The 20,761-nt window shown below is 65.9% G+C and carries 14 protein-coding genes; 10 read left to right on the plus strand and 4 right to left on the minus strand.

Annotated elements, in window-relative coordinates:
- The first annotated feature begins 11 nt into the window (after positions 1-11).
- The 9 genes from F3N42_RS05350 to F3N42_RS05390 all read left to right on the plus strand — a co-directional run bounded on the left by F3N42_RS05350 (position 12) and on the right by F3N42_RS05390 (position 12,163).
- A complete protein-coding gene (locus tag F3N42_RS05350) occupies positions 12-2,957 on the plus strand; it encodes a TIM-barrel domain-containing protein (RefSeq protein ID WP_150863354.1) in 2,946 nt (981 codons plus the stop codon).
- 83 nt (positions 2,958-3,040) lie between these two features.
- Positions 3,041-5,884 (plus strand): intermembrane phospholipid transport protein YdbH family protein, encoded by a 2,844-nt coding sequence (locus F3N42_RS05355; protein WP_150863355.1) that lies wholly within the window; start codon positions 3,041-3,043, stop codon positions 5,882-5,884.
- Between the two features lie 66 nt (positions 5,885-5,950).
- Positions 5,951-6,142 carry a YnbE family lipoprotein gene (locus tag F3N42_RS05360; RefSeq protein ID WP_150863356.1) on the plus strand — a complete coding sequence of 64 codons (192 nt, stop codon included), beginning with the start codon at positions 5,951-5,953 and terminating at the stop codon, positions 6,140-6,142.
- Positions 6,142-6,489 (plus strand): YdbL family protein, encoded by a 348-nt coding sequence (locus F3N42_RS05365; RefSeq protein WP_150863357.1) that lies wholly within the window; start codon positions 6,142-6,144, stop codon positions 6,487-6,489. Before F3N42_RS05360 ends, F3N42_RS05365 begins: the two co-directional genes overlap by 1 nt.
- Before the next feature lie 134 nt (positions 6,490-6,623).
- A complete protein-coding gene (locus F3N42_RS05370) occupies positions 6,624-7,346 on the plus strand; it encodes a 3-keto-disaccharide hydrolase (RefSeq protein WP_150863358.1) in 723 nt (240 codons plus the stop codon).
- Positions 7,343-9,127: a GMC family oxidoreductase gene (locus tag F3N42_RS05375; RefSeq protein ID WP_150863359.1), complete on the plus strand. Its 1,785-nt coding sequence runs from the start codon at positions 7,343-7,345 to the stop codon at positions 9,125-9,127. Before F3N42_RS05370 ends, F3N42_RS05375 begins: the two co-directional genes overlap by 4 nt.
- Entirely contained in the window at positions 9,124-9,774 is a 651-nt protein-coding gene (locus tag F3N42_RS05380) for a gluconate 2-dehydrogenase subunit 3 family protein (RefSeq protein ID WP_150863360.1), read from the plus strand. Before F3N42_RS05375 ends, F3N42_RS05380 begins: the two co-directional genes overlap by 4 nt.
- A gap of 30 nt (positions 9,775-9,804) precedes the next feature.
- On the plus strand, positions 9,805-11,484 hold the full coding sequence (locus F3N42_RS05385; RefSeq protein ID WP_150863361.1) for a GMC family oxidoreductase: 1,680 nt from the start codon (positions 9,805-9,807) through the stop codon (positions 11,482-11,484).
- A gap of 19 nt (positions 11,485-11,503) precedes the next feature.
- Positions 11,504-12,163, plus strand: coding sequence for a gluconate 2-dehydrogenase subunit 3 family protein (locus tag F3N42_RS05390; RefSeq protein WP_150863362.1), 660 nt, complete (start codon positions 11,504-11,506; stop codon positions 12,161-12,163).
- 172 nt (positions 12,164-12,335) lie between these two features.
- Here the strand turns inward: F3N42_RS05390 and F3N42_RS05395 are convergent, their stop codons facing one another.
- Positions 12,336-13,226 (minus strand): 3-keto-disaccharide hydrolase, encoded by an 891-nt coding sequence (locus F3N42_RS05395; protein ID WP_150863363.1) that lies wholly within the window; start codon positions 13,224-13,226, stop codon positions 12,336-12,338.
- A 75-nt stretch (positions 13,227-13,301) separates the two neighbouring features.
- The gene (gene galE / locus F3N42_RS05400) at positions 13,302-14,285 is read right to left on the minus strand and encodes a UDP-glucose 4-epimerase GalE (protein WP_150863364.1); all 984 of its coding nucleotides are present in this window, start codon (positions 14,283-14,285) and stop codon (positions 13,302-13,304) included.
- Positions 14,286-14,428: 143 nt separating this feature from the next.
- Between galE and F3N42_RS05405 the strand changes: the two genes are divergently transcribed.
- The gene (locus F3N42_RS05405) at positions 14,429-17,323 is read left to right on the plus strand and encodes a beta-propeller domain-containing protein (RefSeq protein WP_150863365.1); all 2,895 of its coding nucleotides are present in this window, start codon (positions 14,429-14,431) and stop codon (positions 17,321-17,323) included.
- Here F3N42_RS05405 and F3N42_RS05410 read toward each other — a convergent pair.
- Positions 17,307-18,338 carry an alpha/beta hydrolase gene (locus F3N42_RS05410; RefSeq protein WP_150863366.1) on the minus strand — a complete coding sequence of 344 codons (1,032 nt, stop codon included), beginning with the start codon at positions 18,336-18,338 and terminating at the stop codon, positions 17,307-17,309. The two genes, F3N42_RS05405 and F3N42_RS05410, sit on opposite strands and share 17 nt — an antisense overlap.
- Complete coding sequence (locus F3N42_RS05415) at positions 18,331-20,745, minus strand: glycoside hydrolase family 9 protein (protein ID WP_224784731.1); 2,415 nt, start codon at positions 20,743-20,745, stop codon at positions 18,331-18,333. The genes F3N42_RS05410 and F3N42_RS05415 overlap by 8 nt, the downstream gene beginning before the upstream one ends.
- Positions 20,746-20,761: the final 16 nt, after the last annotated feature.

A 20,761-nucleotide genomic window follows, 5' to 3' on the forward strand; every position in this document is an offset into this window, starting at 1 on the left:
TTTAACACCGCATGAACAATAACAACGCTCGCCCCGCTGTCCCGGCCCGCTCACTCGCCCTGGCCGGTCTCGCCACGCTGGTCTCCGCCTGCAGTTCGCCGGCACCCGAACAGGCCATGGTCACCGGCACATGGTCCCGTGGTGACCACGGCATCACCGTCCATCCCGCCACGGCCCAGGCCGGTACCGTGCGCCTGCAGGTCATGCGCGATGACATCGTCCGCGTCAGCGCCGCGCCCGGCGACACCGTCGACCCGGCCGACAGCATCATGGTGGTGTCATCACCTGCAGAGGTTGAATTCGAGATCACCGAGTCCAACGGCACCGTCAGCCTGGGCACGGCGTCCATAACGGCAACGGTGTCGCTGACCGATGGCGCCGTGGCGTTTTTCGATGCAGACGGTGAGCCCCTGCTCGCCGGCGTCAACGGTGGCGAGTTTGCCCCGGTCACCCGCGACCCGGAACCGGCCCGCGACGGCTTCCACGCGCTGCGCCAGGCCTTCACCAGCGCCGGTGGCGATTCCTGGTACGGCCTGGGCCAGCACCAGGGCGGCCAGGTCGACCTGAAGGGCGAGAACGTGCGCCTGACCACGCACAACATGATCATCACCGTGCCGTACCTGGTCTCCACCGGTGGCTGGGGCATACTCTGGGACAACAACGCCGAGACCTTCTTCGGCCGGCCCGAGGAAGCCGCGCCGCTGGCCGAGCATTTCGAGCTGCGCGACGCTGACGGCAACCCCGGTGGCCTGACCGCGCGCTACTACGACGGCGACACGCTGCTGCTGGAGCGCGTCGAGACCGACATGAACTACCAGTTCCTGGCCCGCGGCAGCGAGCTGGAACACCCCATGCCCGCGGAAACCGCGGACGCGGAAAACCTGCGCGTGGAATGGGAAGGCAGCATCAGCAGCCCCACCGGCGGCCGCTACGAACTGCTGATGTACTCCAGCGGCTACGCCAACCTGGCCATCGATGGCCAGTCCGTGCTCGACCGCTGGCGCATGAACTGGAACCCCTGGTATCACTCGACCACCGTGGCGCTGGAGCCGGGCGAGCCGAAAACCATCCGCCTGGACTGGACCACCCAGGGCGGCTACATGCGCCTGCTGGCGCACCCGCCGGCGCCCGCCGACGAACTCGGCCAGCTGTCGTTCGCCTCCGACACCGGCCGCGCCATCGACTACTACGTGGTCGCCGGCGATGACATCGACGCCCTGGTGGGTGGTTACCGCCACCTGACCGGCGCCGCGGTGATGCTGCCGCGCTGGGCCTACGGCTTTTGGCAGTCGCGCGAGCGTTACAAGTCGCAAGACGAACTGCTGGACGCGCTGGCCGGCTACCGCGACCGCGACTTGCCCATCGACAACATCGTGCTGGACTGGTCGTACTGGCCGGTGGACGCCTGGGGCAGCCACGATTTCGACCCGGAGTTCTTCCCCGACCCGAAAGCCATGGTGGACGAAGTGCACGCCATGGACGCGCGCATCATGATCTCGGTATGGCCCAAGTTCTACCCCACCACCGACAACTACAAGGAGCTGGACGCCGGCGGCCACATGCTCACACGCAATATTGAGATGGGCAACCTGGACTGGATCGGCGCCGGCTACCTGAACGCCTTCTACGATGCCTGGGACCCGGCCGGACGCGACATGTACTGGCGGCAGATGGACGAAAACCTGAACGTGCTGGGCTTCGACGCCTGGTGGCTGGACGCGGTGGAGCCGGACATTCACTCCAACCTGGGCTACCAGACGCGCAAATGGAACACGAGCCCGAATTACCTGGGCACCGGCGCCGAGCAGTTCAACAGCTACGCGGTGCCGCACGCCGAGGCCGTCTACCAGGGTGACCGCGCCGCCTCGCCGGATACCCGCGTTTTCATCCTGACGCGCTCGGGCTTCGGCGGCATCCAGCGCACGGCGTCCGCCATCTGGAGCGGCGACATCGTCTCGCGCTGGTCGAACATGGCCGAGCAGGTCGCCGCCGGTATCAGCGTGGGCCTGTCGGGCGTTCCCAACTGGACCTTCGACATCGGCGGGTTCACGCCCGAGGACCGCTTCCGCTATGGCGAGAACGGCGCCACCGGCCCGTACACGCAGATCCCGGCCGACCAGGTCGCCGAGTGGCAGGAACTGAACACCCGCTGGTTCCAGTTCGGCGCCTTCGTGCCGCTGTTCCGCTCGCACGGCCAGAACCCTTACCGCGAAATCTACAACATCGCGCCGGAAGGCTCCGTCGCCTACGAGAGCATGGCCGCGCACCTGCGCCTGCGTTACCGACTGATGCCGTACATCTACTCGCAGGCCGGCGACATGTACCACGAAAGCGGCACGCTCATGCGCGGCCTGGCCATGGACTTCCCGGACGACATGACCGCGCGACGACTGACCGACCAGTACCTGTTTGGCCCGGCCTTCCTGGTCGCGCCGGTCATCGAGCCGGGCGTCAGCGCCCGCGACGTCTACCTGCCCGCGGGCGCGGACTGGTACGACTTCCGCAGTGGCCAGCGCCACGGTGGCGGCCGTACCGTGACGGCCGCGGCACCGCTGTCGACCATGCCGCTGTTCGTGCGCGCCGGCAGCATCGTGCCCACGGGACCGGCCATCACCCACAGCGCCGAAATGCTCAATGCGCCGCTGACCCTCACCGTCTACACCGGGGCCGACGGCGAATTCGCGTTGTACGAAGACGACGGCCTGAGCTACGACTACGAGAACGGTGAATGGTCCCGCATTCCGCTCAGCTGGAACGACGCTACCGGTACGCTGACCATCGGCATGCGCGAAGGCGGCTTCCCGGAGATGGCGGAGCAGCGCGAGATCAGCGTGCGTTTCATCAGCGGCCCACGTGACGGCGCAGACGATTTCGATGCCGGCATCGCCACCACCGTCGACTACGATGGCAGCGAAATGAAGGTGCAGCGCAAGCCAGTCGACGACAACCGCACCTGAGCGTACAGGGGCGTAGACGGCAACGGTCGGCCTGTTAAACTGGTACGGGGTGTCCGCCCCGTGCCTTTCGACCCGGATTCGAGGTGTTCCACATCCGTTACCTGCGCGTCGCGTTACTGACCCTTTTGCTGCTGCCGGCCATTGGCTGGCTGACCTTTCCGCTGTGGGCGCCGCTGGCCGCGCGGCCCTTCCTGCCGGACGGCTGGCAGCTGCACGAGCTCGACATCGGTCGCCCCGGCTGGCACGGCATCACCGTACACTCGGCGCGGGCCGACGTGGCAGTCATCGGCCTGCCGGTCGGCGTCCAGGTCGAGGGCGCGCGCATGGCCTGGCGCGGAGACGGCTACCAGGCCGATCGTGTCGACATCGACCTTTCGCGCACCGGCCTGGCCGGCGTTGCCGCGGCCACGGGCGGCCCCGGCCTGGGCAGCCTGCGTGATATCGCCATTCCCCGGCTGGTGCTGCCCGGCAACCTGCCCGACCTGCGCATCGGCCGGCTGGTCGTGACCGGGCTGTCCCCTAACGGTGAGACTTTCGTGCTGGATGAGCTGGTGCTCGACCCCGAGGACAACAACACGCTGGATTTCGACAGCGACTTTCCCGAGTTGCCGTTCGTGAACCGGCCCGGGCACCTGGCCGTCCGGGCCACGCCCGAACGCTTCGAGGCCACGCTGTCGCTGGACCCGGTTGGGCCGGGCAACAACGACTTCGCGAACGAACGCGGGGAAATGGCAGGCTTTCTCTCGCTGCTCCAGCAACGGCAGGACGGTGAACTGCAAACACGGCTAACGGCTGAACTGCCTTTGGCCGCCATAGACCCCGACTGGCTCGGTCAGCAACTGCCCGATGAGTGGCGTCGTGCCACGGCGAGTGGCGAACTGGGCTTGGACATCGGGTTTGCCGGCCCGGTGCCGCAGCAGGCCGAGACCATCGACCTGGCGCTGCGCGCCGTCACGCTGGATACCGGCGAACACCGCGTCACCACGACCGCCGACCTGCGCGTTCGATGGGAAGCCCCGGCCTATGTCATCCGCCTGCAAGAGGATGCCACGATGACCCTGACCGGCGCGGCGGACCAGTGGCCACCACATATCGGCAGCGTGCTGGCGTCGCTGGCGCTGACCCTGCCGGTCCCGGGCGGAGAAATTTCCGCGGCCGGTGCCTGGCTGGGCGCCAGCACCGAGATCACCGTGGGCGCCGAGCGTCCCTGGCCCACACGCATCGTCGGCCCCGTCGACCTGCGCCTGGCCGCGGGCGATGACACCGGCTTCGTTGCCGGGTTCGAGCCGCTTCGCCTTGACCTGGCCGGACTGGCGCCGCTCGCGCCCCTGTCTTTCGACGCGCCGCTGCGACTGGCCCTGCGTACACCGGGCCCGGTCACGCTGGCGCTGGACGAGGCCGGGCTGACCCTGGGCGGCGTCGACATCAGCGGCCGCGGCACCCTGCAGGTCCGCGAAAACGCGCTGGAACAACTGCACCTGGACACCGTTGACGTGACGCTGGCCTCCGCCAGCCTGGCCCCGGAGGCCCAGGGACAGGCGATCGCCGCGGCCGGTGTGCAGGCCGGTGGCGCGCTGGACTTCGGCGCCGGCGGCTGGCGCTTCGAGGGCCCGGCATCGGGAGAATCGGTGCGCTTCTCACCCACCGGGGGCGAGGGCCTGTCGGTGAACGGCGGCGCCTGGGCCTTCGACCTGGTCGCCGGCGCCCATGCCGGCCCTGCCACTGGCACCACCCCCATCATCACCACCGGCAACGGCCAGGTCGACGGCCTGGCCCTGCCTGACTTCGGACTGGCCAGCGGCCAGGTACAACTGGACTGGCGCGAGCTGGATCTCGACGCGCTGAGCGGGCAGGCCCGCGTGTCGACTTCGGGCCTGTCCATGACCGCGGATGACGGCAGCGTGATGAGCGGCTTCGACATCGACGCGACGGCGCAACTGCCGGCCAATGGCCCGGTCACCGGCGAAGGCACGTTCCGCGCCGGCTCGTTCGTCGCCATTCCGTTTTCCTACCGCGCCGACCTGGACAGCGGCATTACAACGGCCACGCTCAGCGACGCGCCGTTGCCGGCCATGGAACTGGGCCGACTGGCAGGCGTGTTCGGCGTCGCCTGGCCGGAGGGCGTGTACATCAACAGCGGCGACATCCGCCTGGACGGGCAACTGCGCCTGGCCGAAGGCCTGGCCGGTGAGGTCGACGCGGTGGCGACCGGCATCGAGGCCGGCTTCGCCGAGAGCACGGTCCACGACCTGGCCGCTAACCTCCACCTGGTGCTGGGTGAGACCATTGGTGGCGGCGGCGAAGTCACCGCGCTGCGGCTCACACTGGCCGCGGGACTCGACCTGGATAACCTGGCACTGGATGTGATCCTGGCCGACAACGGCGACCTGCTGGCCAACGGCATCAGCGGCACGCTGTTCGGCGGCCAACTCGCCATTGCCGAGGCCGGCTGGGTCGACGGCGCGCTGGCGCCGGCAACGGTGGACTGGCAGGGCTTCGACATGAACACCCTGCTGCGCTTCATGGACGTCAATGGGCTGGACGGCAGTGGCACGCTGGATGCCGTGATCCCGGTCAGCCAGAGCGGTGATGGCATTGCCGTCACGGGCGGGGCGTTCACGGCCACCGGCCCCGGCCGTATCGCTTACACCGCCGGTGCGCCGGCCACGAACATTGGCCTGCAGGCGCTGGAGAATTTCCACTTCGACAGTTTTAGCGGAACGATCGACTACGACCCGGCCGGACCGTATGCTGTTAAGATGGATTTGCTTGGCCGCAATCCCGACCTCTATGGCGGGCACCCGGTCAAGTTCGGCCTGAATCTCGGGGGGGAAATGCCGGCGGTCTTCAAGAGCCTTTTCCTGACCGGCAGTTTCGAAGAAGCCCTGCTGGAGCGCCTGCGCGAATCCAGTGAGCCCCTGCCCTGATTCAGGAACGATTCAGCTTCGATATGGCCCAATAGGGCCCAGGCCAAGCGCTAAGGAACAACGCACATGCCACGAAAGCTTTTGACAATGCTGGTCGTCATCACGGCCGCCGGGCTCATCGCCTGCAACCCCACCGTCAAGGTGGAGGCGCCGGACAAGCCCATCGAGATCAACATGAACGTCAACATCCGCCACGAGATCCTGGTCAAGGTTGAGAAGGAAGTGGAGGAAATGTTCGAAGACGAGGACCTGTTCTGATGAAAACCCTGACGAAATCCCTGAAATTCGCCGCCAGGGCCGCATTGCTAACCCTGGTGTTGACCGGCACCGTGTTCGCCATGGACCTGGGACAGGCCAAGTCCGAGGGGCTGGTGGGCGAGAAGCCTGACGGTTATCTCGGGCTGGTGGATTCCGGCGCATCATCCGATGTCCGCGCCCTGGTGCAGGACGTCAATGCCAAGCGCCGCGCCAATTACCAGCGCATCGCCAAGCAACAGGGCGCACCGCTGGCCGAGGTCGAAAAGGTGGGCGGCATGACCGCCATCGACAAGACCCAGCGCGGTCACTACGTCATGGACGCCAGCGGCCGCTGGGTGAAGAAATAGCCACACCGGCGTGACTCCGACCGGGGTCACGCCTTTTTGACTAAAACGTTTAACACGGCCGTGACCCACGCCGAAACGTTAGTCTATACTCGGGCTTCCGCGACGGAGAATCGCGACCAGGCTCGATAAAACACATGCCCAGCTCACCACTGAGAACCCTTTCCGTGGCGGCCCTGCTCGCCACCACCACCGGTGCCCTCGCCGAAGACACCATCCACAACCGCCTGTCCGAGGCCGAGGAACGCAGCGGCTGGTCTCTGCTGTTCAACGGCCAGGACCTGGGTGGCTGGACCGGTTACCACCCCGACACGCCGCCGAAGGACTGGACCATCGACGATGGCACCCTGCACTTCCCCGGCGAAGGCGGTAACGGCAGCGGCCAGGACCTGATCACCGAGGACGCCTACGAGAACTACGAGCTGTCGCTGGACTGGAAGGTCGCCGAGGGCGGCAACAGCGGCATCTTCTACCTGGTCACCCCCGGCCATGACGCCATTTACTGGGGCGCGCCGGAAATGCAGGTGCTGGACGACGCCAACCATCGCGACGGCGGCGACCCACTGACCTCCGCGGGCTCGGCCTACGCGCTCTACCCCGCCCCACGCGGCGTGGCCAAACCCGCCGGCGAGTGGAACACCGCGCGCATCCGTATCGACGATGGCCAGGTCACCCACTGGCTGAACGGCGAGAAGATCGTCGAGTACCAGCTGGGCTCCGACGAATGGCAGGCGGCCGTGGATGCGTCCAAGTTCGCCGACTGGGAATACTACGGCCAGGCGGAGCGCGGCCATATCGGCCTGCAGGATCACGGCGACCCGGTGTGGTTCCGCAACATCAAGATCCGGGAGTTCGAATGAAAGACGACTATGACGTGATCGTGGTCGGCTCCGGCGCCGCCGGCGGCATGACCGCCTTCATCCTGGCCGTGCACGGTGTGAAGGTGCTGATGCTGGAAGCCGGCCGCGACTACGACCCGGTCACCGAAACGCCGATGTTCCAGCTGCCCTCCGATGCGCCGCTGCGTGGCATCTCCACGCCAGACAAACCCTTCGGCTTCTTCGACGCTACCGTCGACGGCGGCTGGACCGTGCCGGGCGAGCCGTACACCACCTCTGATGACGCCGACGACGAATTCATGTGGTGGCGCGCGCGCATGCTGGGCGGGCGCACCAACCACTGGGGCCGCATCTCGTTGCGCATGGGCCCGTATGACTACAAGCCCTACTCGCGCGACGGCCTGGGTTTCGACTGGCCGATGACCTACGAGGACATGGCGCCGTGGTATGACAAGACCGAGGCGCTGATCGGCGTATTCGGCTCCAACGACGGCCTGGAGAACACCCCTAACTCCTCTCCAGGTGTGCTGCAGCCACCACCTGCACCGCGCGTGCACGAATTGATGGCGCAGAAGGTCTGCCAGGATGAGCTGAACATCCCAACCATCGCCTCGCACCTGGCCATCCTGACCGAGAAGCAGGACTACGAGAAATGGCCGAAGGAACTGTTCCCCGGTAATCCACTGGCGCAGAAAGTGCTGCGGCAGTCGATGATGGAGCGCGCCGCCTGCTTCTGGGCCACGCCCTGCGGTCGCGGCTGCTCCATCAAGGCCAACTTCCAGTCCACCACGGTGCTGCTGCCGCCGGCACTGGCCACCGGTAACCTGACCATCCGCACCGACGCCATGGTGCGCGAGGTGACCACGGATGCGACGGGCAAGGCGACCGGTGTGCACTACATCGACAAGCGCACGCGCAAGGACGAGCATGTCTCCGCCAAGCTGGTGGTGCTTGCCGCCAGCGCCTGCGAGACCGCACGCATCATGCTGAACTCGAAGTCGACGCTGTTCCCCGAGGGCATCGGCAACGGCAGCGGCAAGGTCGGCAAGTACCTGATGGACACCGTCGGCACCTGGGTCAGCGGCCGCATTCCCGCCCTTGAGAACATGCCGCCGCACAACCAGGACGGCGCCAGCGGCATGCATCTGTACATGCCGTGGTGGGGCTACCAGCAGCAGGAAAAGGGCCAGCTGGATTTCGCCCGCGGCTATCACATCGAATTCGGCGGCGGACGCGGCATGCCCAGCGCCTGGACCTTCGCCGGCCTGGGCGGCCAGAGCGGCGGCGCCTACGGCCAGCGCTTCAAGGAAGAGGCCCGGCGTCACTACGGCACTGGCATCGGCTTCGGCGGCCGTGGTGAGATGATCCCCAACGAGGACTGCTACTGCGAGATCGACCCGTCAGGCGCGGTCGACGAGTACGGCATTCCGACACTGAAGTTCCACTGGAAATGGTCCGAGCACGAGACCAACCAGTGCCGCCACATGCAGCACACTTTCCGCGACATCATCGAGGGCATGGGTGGCGAGGTCCACACCGAGATTCATGACGACGGCGCCAAGGCCATCGCCAAGCCGGGCGAGATCATTCACGAAGTGGGCGGCGCGATCATGGGCGACAACCCGGACCGATCGGTGGTGAACCAGTATTGCCAGTCGCACGAGGTGCCGAACCTGTTCGTCACCGACGGCGCCTGCTTCGTTTCCAACGCCGACAAGAACCCGACGCTGAGCATCATGGCAATCGCCTGGCGCGCATCGGATTACATCGTCGAGCAGATGAACCAGGGAGCGTTTACATGAGCGGCCCGCAGAAAAAACCCACTGGCGCCCCGCGCCTGGCCCGCCGCCGGGTCCTGCAGCTGATCGCCGCCGCGGCCACCGCGCCGGTGTTCTGGTCGGCGCCCGGTATCGCCACCATGGGGATCAAGCGTGGACCCGCCGGGACCGCCACGGACCCTGACCTGATCAACCCCAACATCCCCTGGGAACTGCAACTGACGGATGCCGAGCGGCTGCTGCTGGAAGTACTGTGCGACATCATCATCCCCGCCGATGAGAAATCACCCGCGGCCAGCGCCATCGGCGCGCATGACTTCATCGATGAATGGGTGAGCGCGCCCTACGACACCATGGCCGGCGACCTGGACAGAATCCGCAACGGCCTGGCCTGGCTGGAGGCCGAGTCCGCCCGGCGTTTCGATGGCGAATTCGCGCAACTCGAACCGGCCCAGCAGACCGCCATCTGCGATGACATCTGCCACCCACCCGCGGCAAAGCCAGAACACGCGGAGGCCGCCTGGTTCTTCGACCGTGTACGCATGCTCACGGCCATGGCCTTCTACACCACCCGCGAGGGCATGAACGATGTCGGCTACGTGGGCAATGTACCGCTGGACCGATGGAATCCACCGCCGGCGGCGGCACTCAAACATGTCGGACTTAAATAATAAAACACTTTATATAAAGGCTCTATATTTATGAATAATAACGTATATGATGCCATTGTTGTTGGCTCTGGCATCAGCGGCGGCTGGGCCGCCAAGGAACTCACCGAGAAAGGCCTGAAAGTGCTGCTGCTAGAGCGCGGCAAGAACGTCGAGCACGTCACGGACTACAAGAACGCCACCAAGGCGCCGTGGGATTACCCCCACCGCGGCGGCCGAACCTGGGCCCAGGAGCAGCTGTATCCCAAGCTCAAACGCGACTACCCGCTGAACGAAAAGAACCTGGACTGGTGGGTGAAAGACTGGGAATCGCCGTACACCGAGTCCCGTCGCTTCGACTGGTTCCGCGGCTACCACCTGGGCGGTCGCTCGCTGATGTGGGGCCGGCACAGCTACCGGCTCAGCGATTACGATTTCGAGGCCAACGCCCGCGACGGCATCGCCGTCGACTGGCCGATCCGCTACGCCGACCTGGAACCCTGGTACGCCCACGTGGAAAAACACGCCGGCATCCAGGGCTCGTACGAAAACCTGCCACAGCTGCCGGACAGCGTGTTCCAGCCGGCCATGCCGCTGAACTGCGTCGAGGAAAAAGCCGCCAGCAACCTGGCCGGCGCGTTCGGCGGCAAGCGCAAGATCATCCCCGCGCGCACCGCCAACCTGACCCAGGCCCTGCCCGGGCGCGCGCCCTGCCAGTTCCGCAACGCCTGCTGGCTGGGCTGCCCCTATGGCGCCTATTTCAGCACCCAGTCGTCCACGCTGCCGGCCGCCGTGGCCACAGGCAACCTGACCCTGCTGACCTGGCAGATCGTCAACGAGATCACCTACGACCGTGACACGAAACGCGCCACGGGCGTGCGCGCCCTGGACGCGGTCACGGGCGAGACCATCGACTTCAAGGCCCGCATCGTGTTTGTCTGCGCCTCGGCCGTGAACAGCACCTGGCTGCTGATGCGCTCCGCCACCGACGTCTGGCCGGATGGCCTGGGCAGCAGCAGCGGCGAACTGGGCCACAACCTGATGGACCACCACCTGCGCGTGGGTGCCAGCGGCCGCATGGACGGCTTCGACGACAAGGACCTGTTCGGCCGCCGCCCGGGCGGCTTCTACGTGCCCCGCTACCGCAACCTGTTCGGCGACAAGCGCGACTACCTGCGTGGTTTCGGCTACCAGGGCAGCGCCAGCCGCCAGGGCTGGCAGCGCGGCATCCGCGAACTGGGCGTCGGCGCCGAGTTCAAGGACGCGCTGGTGCAGCCGGGCGAGTGGCGCATCGGCTCCAGCGGCTTCGGCGAGATCCTGCCCGACCACTCCAACCGTGTCAGCCTGAACCATGGCGTGGTCGACAAGTGGGGCTTCCCGGTCATCAACTTCGACGCCGCCATGGGCGAGAACGAACTGGCCATGCGCAAGGACATGGCCAATGATTTCGCCGAGATCCTGGAAGCGGCCGGCGCGAAAGACGTACACACCTACGACAACGAGTTCCACCCCGGCGCCGGCATCCACGAAATGGGCACCGCGCGCATGGGCCGCGACCCTAAGTCCTCGGTGCTGAACGAATGGAACCAGGTCTGGGACGCGCCCAACGTGTTCGTCACCGACGGCGCCTGCATGACTTCCGCCGGCTGCCAGAACCCGTCGCTGACCTACATGGCCCTGACCGCCCGCGCCGCCGACCACGCCGTGGCCGAGCTCAAGCGCAACAACCTCTGACCGGGACCAACGAATACCAATGAGCAACCCAAAAACCAACCACGACAAAGCGACCACCCCGTCTCGCGTCACGCGTAACGCGTCACGCCTCACCCGCCGCGAAGCCCTGCGCGCCGTATCACTGGCCCTGGGCGGCACCCTGGTCGGCGGCAGCAGCCTGCTGGCCAGTGTCGCCGGCTACGCCGACGGAGAGGAACCCGCCATCGCGAAAGGCAAGCCGTTCACGGCCGCTGAAACCGCCCTGCTCGACGAGGTCGCCGAAACCATCCTGCCACGCACCGACACCCCCGGCGCCAAGGATGCCAACGTCGGCGCCTTCATCGCATTCATGGTCGCCGACGCCTATTCCCCCACCGACCGCGCCCTGTTCCGCAACGGCATGCTCGCGCTGCAACAGGCCAGCCAGGCGGACTACGGCAGTGACTTCGAAGCCCTGGACGCCGCCGACCGCACCGCCCTGCTGAACCGTTTCGACAAGGAACAGCAGCAGCACGGCTGGAACAAGGGCAAGGACGCGCCCCATCACTGGTTCCGGATGATGAAGGAACTGACCCTGCTGGGCTTCTTCACTTCAGAAGTGGGCATGACCCAGGCGCTGCGCTACGTGGAAGCGCCGGGCCGCTATGACCCCTGTGCGCCGTATGAGCAAGGCGACCCGGCCTGGGCGGATCACGCCTGAGTAGTGAGTAGTGAGTAGTGAGTAGTGAGTAGTGAGTAGTGAGTAGTGAGTAGTGAGTAGTGAGTAGTGAGTAGTGAGTAGTGAGTAGTGAGCAAGATGGTGCGCCCTTTCATGGAGGTGCTTCTACTTCTTACCACTCACTACTCACTACTCACCCGTCACCCCTAACGCGTCACCCCTCGCAAGCTTCAGGGTCGTCTTTCACGAAGTACGAGCGATAAGCCGGATCGTTCTCGTCCATGCAACCCACCAGTACCAGCACCTCGATGTTGCGGAACTGAACCGGGGCGCTCTCGCTTTGCAGTGAGACATAGCCCTCGCCCAGCGGCGAGCCTTCCGGTTTCAGCCTGGGGGCGTCATTGGCGGCCACGCCACCTTCGGTGACGATATAGGTGTACTCCATCACGCTCTTGCCGTTGATGTAGTGGACGATGCGCTCGCTGCCCAGCACCAGGGCCTCGGCCCTGACCCACTGGTCGCCGTCGAAGGTGGGCGACGACGAGGTGATGCAGTGGTCCGTGGTGAAGTTGCCGTTGATGGTCACGTGGGTGCCGGGGGTACACAGGTTGCCAGTGGCCCGGTCCGTGCCGTCGCCGCGGCCGCCCAGGAACTGGAACTCGGCGGAAATCGGGAAGTCCTGCTCGACCGACATCGACTCGGGTGCCTGTGAGTGCAGCATGGCGCCGCTATTGCGCCAGGCCCAGTCCGCGCCGCCGGGCGCCTGGTCGCCGTAGAAACGGTATTCGAACCGCAAGCGATAGTAGGAGAAGGGCTGCTCGTAAAAGATGTGGCCGAAGCGGTCCTCAAACTGCTCGTAACCGTCGTAGGCCACGGTCAGCGCGCCGTCTTCCACCCGGAAGGTTTCCGCAAAGTTCACACCCGGCTCGAAGGTGCGGATCTTTGGCGTCCAGCCGTCCAGGTTCTCGCCGTTGAAGATGCTGACCCAGTCCTCATCGGTCGCGGCGCCCGTGTCTCCTGCCAGGGCGCCGGTGGCGCATGTCGCGGTGGCCAATGTGGCGGCCAGCAGGCCGCGGCGCAGGATGACAGTCGTTGCGTGAATCATAAGGCAATTCGTTGTTGTTGTGAGCTGCCCCATTCTGTCCCCATGCGGCCGTGCTGACAATCGCGCCGCCGGTGCTCAGCTGCCGTAGCCCTTCGGATTCGCTCGGTGCCAACACCAGGCCGAGGCGATCGTCTCGGCGATATCCAGGTGCTTCGCGCGCCAGCCCAGGATCGACTCGGCAGTGCTGGGGTCGGCCACCAGCTCGGGCGGGTCGCCTTCGCGGCGCTCGACCTCGATCACCGGCAGCGCGTGCCCGGTCACCTGCCGGCAGGCGTCGATAATCCCCTTCACCGACACGCCAACACCGGTGCCCAGGTTCAGCTTCAACACCGGCTCGTCCGCCAGCTTTTCCAGTGCGGCCAGGTGCGCCTCGGCCAGGTCGGTCACATGAATGTAATCGCGGATGCAGGTGCCGTCCGGCGTCGGGTAATCAGTACCGAAAATCGACAGGTGCTCGCGCTGGCCCAGCGCCACCTGCAATGCGATCGGGATCAAATGCGTTTCCGGCTGGTGGTCCTCGCCGATATCCCCCTCGGCGGCAGCGCCGCTGGCATTGAAATAGCGCAACGCCGCGAACCGCAGGCCGTAGGCGTGCGCGTAGTCATCCAGCGCCCGCTCGATCGCCAGCTTGGTGAAGCCGTACGGGTTGATCGGCGTCTGCGGCTCGGACTCGGTGATCGGCACCACGCCGGGCTCGCCGTAGGTCGCGCAGGTGCTGGAGAACACGATGCGGTCCACCCCCACCGCGCGCATGGCGTCCAGGATCGACAGCGTGCCGACAATGTTGTTGCGGTAATAGGCCGCCGGGTCTGTGACGGACTCGCCGACATAGGTGAACGCGGCAAAATGCATGACGGCTTCAATACCATGCTCGCGCAGGGTCTGCTCCAGCAGCGGCTGGTCGAGGATATCGCCCTCGACGACCGGCACGCCGCGCACCGCGCCCCGGTGGCCGTAGCAGAAATTGTCGTAGACCAGCACGTCGTGGCCGGCGCCCACCAGGTGGCGGACGGCGTGAGAACCGACGTAGCCGGCGCCGCCAATGACCAGGATCTTCATCTCAGGCTTGCACTCGCAGTGAAATCGAGGCCGCATAGGTTAGCGCATTCGGGCTATCGCATCTGCCCCGGCCCGTGTCGATGGCGGCCCACCAGCCGCTATACTGGAAGACAGGTTATTCATGATGCCAGGGAGGTCATCTGATGCGCGCCACGTCACTCGCTGCCCTTACCGCTGCCCTGTCCTGCGGCCTGGTCACCCCGGCCCATGCCTCTGGCGCGCCGCCACCCAGTAATGGCCTGGCCGGCCCCGCGGATGCCGTCTTCCGCCAGGGCATGTGGTGGAACCCCGAGCGAGCCGGCAACGGCTGGGACATCAACCGTGTCGGCGATCGGGTGTTCGTGGTCTGGTATACCTATGACGAGGCGGGCAACCCCACCTGGTACACCAGCACGGGCGAACTGGACGGCGAACGATTCCAGGGTGAATTGCTGAGCCACAGCTGGGTGAATAACGCGGCCGGGCCGTACACGGTTGCCGGTTCGCTGGACATCACCTTCCCCTCTGCGCAGGTCGCGAACGTCAACTGGCAGCTGGGCGAGCACAGCGGCGAACGCGTGCTGCAGCCGTTTATCTTCGCGACCGAGCCGGTCATGTCCGACTACAGCGGCATCTGGTATGACACCGCCGAGGCCGGCTACGGGCTCACGGTGCAGACCCAGGGCGACACCACCTTTACCGTGCTCTATCACTACGACGCGGAGGGCCGCCCGACCTGGACCACGGGTACCGACCCGGCCTCCGGTGACAGCGCCGCCGACAATATCGTGCTGTCGAACAGCACCGGCCAGTGCGCCTGGTGCGAGAACCGGCCGCATGAAAGCACCACGGTCGGCACCGCCGCACTGCAGTTCGAGACCGAGTCCAACATGCGCGTGAGCCTGCAGTTCGACGGCGGCGACTGGAACCGCCAGGATGTCGGTCACATCATGCTTTCTGACCCGCCATCCGGACGGCCGCACCCCGCGGCGATGGCGCCACTGGCCTCCAGCGAGGCGCTGCGCTTCTATTTCAGTTCGTCGTACCGGGAAACCCAGGGCTACAGCCTGCCGATCATCTGCGCTGGTCCCATCGTCAGCCCCGGGCCGCCGCCTGAAGCCGGCTTCGACGGCGGGCCCCTGTCCGAAACCAATGTCCAGGAACAGGGCGTAGACGAGGCCGATGTCGTCAAGGCCACCTGGGAGCGCCTGTACTCGATCGACCAGCCCGGACGGGCCGCTCTCGAAACCGTGACCGATGGCGAGGAAGAGCACGACCTCTTTATCCAGACCATCTCCCGTTACCGGACGTCGCCAGAACTCGGCGACCCGGTGCTCGACGGCCAGTACAAGGTCACCTACCCGCCCCGGCGCTATCCCATCCACAGCCTTCGAGGCGAAGGCCTGTACCACCACGTCGACGCCGATGACCAGTCACGACTGGTCTATGTCGGCTCACAGGTCGAAGGCCATTGCTACGGCTATGCGCATGGCAAGGCCCGCATCGTCGCCTGGGACACCGGCGATGACGCCGACGCAGACGCCGCGCACGCGCTGGATATCGACGGTGAGATCATCACCACCCGGGTCATCGGCGACACCCTGTACGCGATGATCCGCTACCGGCCCGATTTCCATGACATCGCCAGGCGCGTGCTGCCGCCCGAGGACATCAAGGACGACTACACCGAAGAAGAATTCGAGACCGTCATTGAGGCCCTGACCGGTGATGACCTGCTGCCACGCGCCAAATATGCCGACGGCAGCACAAGGCCACTGCTGGCCGCTGCCGATATCCTGGTGCCGCCCGTACCGGCCACACGCCTGGACAGCCAGCTGACCGTGTTCAGCGCCTTTGACCTGCGCGACCTGGATGCCCCACCTGTCAGTATGGCCATCATGGGTCATATGGGTGGACTGTATGCCAGCACGTCGGCCGCCTGGCTGGCCGGCACGCGCTGGGTCTACGGCGTGGGCACGGACGGTCACCTGTTCCGTACCGGCGAGCAGGACACCGAACTGCACCGTTTCGCGATCACCGACAAGGGCTTCAGCTACTCGGGCTCGGGCAGCATCGAGGGCCACCTGGGCAGCGACCCGGGCAAGCTGTCGTTCCGGCTCAGCGAGCACAACGGTGTGCTGCGTGTACTCAGCCAGTCCGGGTGGGGCGACAGTGGGCGCTGGGGTGAATTTGGCGAGCACCGCCTGAGCATCGTCGACACCCAGGCCGGCGACGACCTTCTGCTGGCCACCCGCGCTGTTCTTCCGAACGAACAACGCCCCGCGCGCATCGGCAAGCCGGGCGAGCAGGTGTATTCGGTTCGCTATTTCGGTGATCGCGGCTATGCCGTCACCTATCGCATGATCGACCCGCTGTACGCGCTGGACCTGTCCGACCCCGACGACCCGTACATCCTGGGCGACCTCGAGATTCCCGGTTACTCGGACTACCTGCACCCCGTCAGCGCCGAACTGTTGCTGGGCGTGGGCATGAACGCGTCCGTGCATGTCGATTCATACGGCAATGAGCAGGCGCTGATCCAGGGCGTCCAGGTGGGCTTGTTTGATGTCAGCGATACCGGCGCGCCGGCGCTGCTGGACCAGGAGGAAATCGGCTATCGCGGCAGCAGCACGCCGGTGTCCGAGGCCCACCACGCGTTCACGTGGTTGCCAGCCGACAACGATACGGACCGGGCCGCCCGGTTCGTGCTGCCGGTCGCCATCCACGGCCCGGAAGACGGGCAGCTGGACGACGACCCCTGGCACCGCTACCCCTGGCTGGGTACCGGCGCGTTGATGTACGAGATCGCCGGTGGCCAGGGCGTGCCGTGGCTGCGGCGGGTAGGCACGGCTACGCTGGCCGATGCCGGGAGCACGCCGGAAGATCACGCTTACCTGTATACCAACTTCTCCGCCGACAGCGCCCGCAGCGTCATCCAGGGTGACCGGCTGCTGTTCTACTTCCGCGGCGGTGTATTCACCTCGCCCTGGGGTGGCAGCGAGTTCACCCCCGCGGAAGGCTGCGTGCTGTGCACGCCGTGGTCTATCGAGGGGAATTGACCGAAGCGGTAGCGACTTCACCCCAAATCCACCGCAGGGCCTCGGGCATCAGAATGCCCGCGTGACGATCGGCGTGCTCGCCGTCCGTCCACACCGTCTCAAGCCTGTAACGGGGCCCGTCATCGCCCTGCTCATCGGCGGCGCGATTGGCATAACGAAGCGCAGCCGCCATCTGCCGGTTGGCAAGGAACCAGTGCCCCCATTCGTTATCCAGGTCGTTCACGCCGTCCTGCAGGTATATCGCCAGGGGACGAATAGACTCACGACGCAACAGCGCTGGCCAGTCCTGGCCGCCTGGAACCCAGTGTCCGCCAGATTCTTCCGACGGTTGACGGAACCCTATCGACACGTAACTGCCGATGAAGCTAATGACATTGCCGAACTGGTCGGGCCGCAGCCACGCCGCAGTGAAAGCCGCCATTGCCCCGCTGCTGGTGCCACCTATTGCGCGCCGGGTCGGGTCAGCTGACACGTTGAAACGGGCCTCCACCTGCGGCAGTAACTCATCGGCCAACATGGTGACATAGCGATCATCCAGGGCGTCATATTCCTGCGCGCGGTGATTCGGATTCCCCCACTCCAGGTCGGCCGGCCAGGGCTCACCCCTGTGACCGGGAGTAACGAAGACGCCGATGGTCGGCGGGATAACACCGTCATGTGCCAGGTTGGCCAGAACTACGGGAATCTGGAGCGAGCCTTCCGGGTGAACCGCCCTGTGACCGTCCTGGAACACCAGCAGGTTGGCGGGCAGGTCAGGGTCATATTGCGCCGGCACGAAGACCCACCACAGGCGAACCGTGTCCGGGTAGACGTCGCTGCGCCATTCAAACGGCCCTTCCAGCCGGCCCGGGTCGACACCAGCCCGGTGTGTGTTGTCGACGCCAGGTTCAAGCCCGGTACGAATGTCCAGTCCGTCAGTCCTGGTTTCGTCCGCCGCCAGCGGAACACTGATCGCGACAATCCCGGCCAGAACCGCCGTCCGCACCACCGCAACAACCCGTGACCCGTCAGTCATCGCCGCCCTCGTTGACCAGCGCGTGCGCGGCGTTCGCCAGGAACAGGTAGCTGCCGCCCAGGTTGATCACGTATTCGTTCTGCCCCCACAGGAATGGCCAGTCCTCCCGGTTCTCCGGCAGGTCGGGTTTCAGGATCAGCACGCCCGGAACGATGCCACCGGCGATGAATGAGAAATCAGCGCGATTCATGCCGTATGCGACCTTTTTCGACTCGGCGCCGACGGCGGACACGAACGAGATATCCGAGTCCGGGTGAGTGCCGAAAACGTAATGCAGGCCCGACAGCACGTCTTCGGCGTCGAACAGGTCCGGGAAGGCCTGGTGCAGGTACCAGTTCGACAGGGCGATGTTGATCACCGCGCCATTACCGGCCCAGCCTCCCTCGGTGATGAGAACGCCGAAGGGGTTGGCGTCGCGCATTCCGGCCCAGCGTTCAGCATACGCTTCGGCCAGCGCGCGCACCCGCGTGCGGAAGGCGTCGTCCATCCGCGGCAATACCTTGAGCACCGGCACGGCGTGAAATGCGAACTGCGACTCGATAGTCGGCATGGCCGAGCGCAGCGCGTCCGCGTAACGCGATTCGCCAGTGGCCAGCAGCAATTCGGCGTTGGCGCGGATCATTTCGCCTTCCAGCGACCCGCCGGTGGTGTTGCCGTGACGGAACAGGTCGGGTTCACGGCCCTGCTCGTCCTCCCAGGCGCGCACCGCCGTGGCCAGCGCGTGTTCGGCCAGCGCGTCATCGAAACCGCGCAATGCACGGCTGGCGGCCGCCAGCCCCGCCACCGAGCCGTAGTTCAGCGCCGAGGAGCGGCTGGTGAACGCCCAGCGGTCGTCAAACACGCCGGAACGGAAACCGTCGGACTCCAGCTCACCCATGTCCGGGTCATAGACCAGGTTGTCCGTCATGGTCAGGCCGTCGCCCAGGTGCGTGTACTGTGAAATATCGGGGACGATGATGCCGGGTATGGCATGGCCGACCGCGTCGTGCTGCGCCAGCAGCTGCAGCGTGCCGTGGGTGATCTGCTGGAGAATGTCGGGCTTTCCGTCCGGTACGTGCAGGTCGACGAACTTGCGGTCGTAGTCCACCGAAGTCGTATCGCGCTCGGGGCGGAAGGCCTCCCAGGTCTGCACCAGGCCGATAACCGCCGCGTACTGGGTCTGCGTGCGGATGTCGTAATCACCGGCGTCATACCAGCCGCCGACATTCAGGCCGGGAATGTGCTCGCCGGGCTCGAACGGCGTATCGGTGGTCGGCCCCTGGGCGTAGAGGTCGAAATGCTCGTGGTTCACCGGCGCCTGTAGCGCGTCATCCAGGTGCGACGCGCCGTGCCAGACCCGGTAGGCCTCGTTGACCAGGACGTGGTCCATCTGCACCGGGAAAAACACGTCCAGCGTCGGGTGCCAGGTGGTCTCGAACACGTCCGTGGCGATCCGGAACGGCGCCGTTTTCACGCCGTTGTATTCCAGCCGGTAGAGGCCGGGTTCATCGGTATCGGTGAAGTCGAACGTCAGGTAGTCGTAGCGCTTCCAGCGGCCCCATGATTGCGGGGCGGCTGATTTCACCGTCTCGACGCCCGTCGCGTCGATGCGCAGCAGCGAAACTTCGCCGTCGAACGTATCGTTCGGGTCGCGCTCGATCACCGCCCGTTTGCGAAAACCCGGCGCGTAGCCCACCTGGGAATGCGCGATCACCGGCTCGCGGGTCCATCCGTCGATGGTGCTGGCCTGCAACGTCCACTCCAGCACCTTGCCTTCGCGCCCCGCCGGCAGCAGCGACCGCACGACGAACCAGCCGTTCTGCGCCTTGGCGCGGCCGTCGTAAAGGGCCATCTCCACATCCGCCGACGCCAACGTCACCGTCCGTTCGGGGGCATCCGGCGCCAGCACCAGTCGGTTGCCGCGCACCAGCGGCACCGGCGCCACGGCGTCGTTTTGTTCTTTCGGGCCGGAGGGGTAAAGCGGGAACAGGCCGGTCGCATCATCGGCAATGTACGCCTTACCGAAATAGGCCGCTGGCAGGAACTCCAGGTTGAAGCCGGCGCGGCCTTCCAGTGCCTGCGGCAACGCCCTGGGAAGGTTCACCGAGATCGCAACGCCGTCATCGACAGCGCGAACCTCGACGGTGAACTCGAAATCATGGTCCGGGTATCGCGACGTCGCCCGGATGACACCGTTCTCGGTATCGACGTCCCGATCAACGAACTGCGGGATCGCGTCCCACTGCTCGGGCGTCGCGTTCAGCCGCACATCGCCGTTGGTGGCGGTACGCACCCCATGGTGCACCAGTTCGACGCCGCTGATCTTGGAGTCGCTGAAGAGGCCGTCGTACCAGTTGCTGTACACCAGCACGTTGATGCCGCGCGCCTTGAAATACGGTGGATCGCCAAGTTCGAGCGTTTGCCCCATCGCCGACCCGGCGACA

Source organism: Marinihelvus fidelis, assembly GCF_008725655.1.
Taxonomy (GTDB): Bacteria; Pseudomonadota; Gammaproteobacteria; order Xanthomonadales; family SZUA-36; genus Marinihelvus; species Marinihelvus fidelis.

What these genes read in the sequence shown, in the direction of transcription:
- F3N42_RS05350 (WP_150863354.1), top strand. Translation starts at nt 12, where the DNA reads ATGAACAATAACAACGCTCGCCCCGCTGTCCCGGCCCGCTCACTCGCC.
- F3N42_RS05360 (WP_150863356.1), top strand. Translation starts at nt 5,951, where the DNA reads ATGCCACGAAAGCTTTTGACAATGCTGGTCGTCATCACGGCCGCCGGG.
- F3N42_RS05365 (WP_150863357.1), top strand. Translation starts at nt 6,142, where the DNA reads ATGAAAACCCTGACGAAATCCCTGAAATTCGCCGCCAGGGCCGCATTG.
- F3N42_RS05370 (WP_150863358.1), top strand. Translation starts at nt 6,624, where the DNA reads ATGCCCAGCTCACCACTGAGAACCCTTTCCGTGGCGGCCCTGCTCGCC.
- F3N42_RS05375 (WP_150863359.1), top strand. Translation starts at nt 7,343, where the DNA reads ATGAAAGACGACTATGACGTGATCGTGGTCGGCTCCGGCGCCGCCGGC.
- F3N42_RS05380 (WP_150863360.1), top strand. Translation starts at nt 9,124, where the DNA reads ATGAGCGGCCCGCAGAAAAAACCCACTGGCGCCCCGCGCCTGGCCCGC.
- F3N42_RS05385 (WP_150863361.1), top strand. Translation starts at nt 9,805, where the DNA reads ATGAATAATAACGTATATGATGCCATTGTTGTTGGCTCTGGCATCAGC.
- F3N42_RS05390 (WP_150863362.1), top strand. Translation starts at nt 11,504, where the DNA reads ATGAGCAACCCAAAAACCAACCACGACAAAGCGACCACCCCGTCTCGC.
- F3N42_RS05395 (WP_150863363.1), bottom strand. Translation starts at nt 13,226, where the DNA reads ATGATTCACGCAACGACTGTCATCCTGCGCCGCGGCCTGCTGGCCGCC.
- galE (WP_150863364.1), bottom strand. Translation starts at nt 14,285, where the DNA reads ATGAAGATCCTGGTCATTGGCGGCGCCGGCTACGTCGGTTCTCACGCC.
- F3N42_RS05405 (WP_150863365.1), top strand. Translation starts at nt 14,429, where the DNA reads ATGCGCGCCACGTCACTCGCTGCCCTTACCGCTGCCCTGTCCTGCGGC.
- F3N42_RS05410 (WP_150863366.1), bottom strand. Translation starts at nt 18,338, where the DNA reads ATGACTGACGGGTCACGGGTTGTTGCGGTGGTGCGGACGGCGGTTCTG.
- F3N42_RS05415 (WP_224784731.1), bottom strand. Translation starts at nt 20,745, where the DNA reads ATGGGGCAAACGCTCGAACTTGGCGATCCACCGTATTTCAAGGCGCGC.